This window comes from Ensifer sp. SSB1 (assembly GCF_016652895.1).
Taxonomy (GTDB): Bacteria; Pseudomonadota; Alphaproteobacteria; order Rhizobiales; family Rhizobiaceae; genus Ensifer.
Genome location: NZ_JAEPRP010000376.1, coordinates 1 through 1,098 on the forward strand (window position 1 = coordinate 1; position 1,098 = coordinate 1,098).

General features: G+C 62.8%; 2 protein-coding genes. One reads left to right on the forward strand and one right to left on the reverse strand.

Annotated features, from left to right (window positions below; genetic code table 11):
• Window positions 1-266, reverse strand: a 266-nt coding sequence (locus I8N66_RS37455; RefSeq protein WP_291165621.1) for a hypothetical protein, incomplete at its 3' end; no start/stop codon positions are given.
• Between the two features lie 378 nt (window positions 267-644).
• On the opposite strand from I8N66_RS37455, the gene I8N66_RS37460 reads away from it, so the two are divergent.
• The coding region (locus I8N66_RS37460; protein ID WP_291165623.1) for a serine hydrolase at window positions 645-1,098 on the forward strand (454 nt) is incomplete at its 3' end.

Consider the following 1,098-nt stretch of genomic DNA (forward strand, 5'->3'; position numbering starts at 1 on the left):
TCGACCGTGAGCAGCATGGCGAAGAGATAGATCGCACCCAGCACCAGGTAGCCGACCTGGTTGATGATGTTGCCTTCGTTAGCGGCGTTCGGATCGGTCACCACCGCCCCCTGGAACGGGATCAGGGTGAAGACGACCAGGAACAGGCCGAGGCCCGAGAGCAGTGCGGCAAGGCCGTTGACGAGCTCCGCCAGGCCCGCATCGAAGGCCGCCGGCACCCGCTGACGGTCGGAAGATAGGTTTGCCGTGGCTGTGTTCGAGTGCATGGCCTGCCGAAACGGGTGGAGCAAGATTGCCGCGGTCCCGGGCGGCGCCTTCGTTGGTGGACCCGCCTCGGCGTCAGCATCGAGTCTGGCCGGGCCGGGCGGTGATCGCCACCTTGGCGCAATCAGGTTAAACCGAGGTGAAGCGTAGGAGGGGCCGGCCCGAGGCAAGGCATCGCCGTTTCAGTCCGCCTTAAGTGTGATATTTGCAGACGGATTGCCGCAGGTGCTTGCCGCAAGGGCTTCCTGCCCGTAAAAAGGCGGGGGTGTCTCGGCCGTGGAAAACGCGGCCGCTGCCGTTTAGAGCGGTATGTCTTCCATAATTCGATCACGATTTTCGTCCCGAGGTCGTTCGATAGCGTCGAAACGAGAAAACACGATATGCAGTCCCTTATCCGTATGGTCGCGTCTGCCGCGGTCTCCGTGAGCTTGCTGCTTGGCAGCGCCTCCTTTGCTGCCGCCGGACAGGCACATTTTGTCGTCAACGCCGAGACCGGTTCGATCCTGGAAGCCGACAACGCCGACGAGCTGAACTATCCGGCGTCGCTGACGAAGATGATGACCATCTATCTCGCTTTCGAGGCGCTGAAGAACGGCACGCTCAAGTGGGACCAGAAGCTCACCGTTTCGGAGCACGCCAACGGTCTTGAACCGTTCAAGCTCGCCGTCGGCGCCGGACGTCAGATCACCGTGCGTGAGGCGGTCATGGGCATGGTCGTGCTTTCGGCCAACGATGCGGCCGTCGTCATCGGCGAGCAGCTGGCCGGAACGGAAGCGGCCTTCGGCCAGATGATGACCAGCAAGGCGCAGGCGCTCGGCATGAGCCGTACGGTGT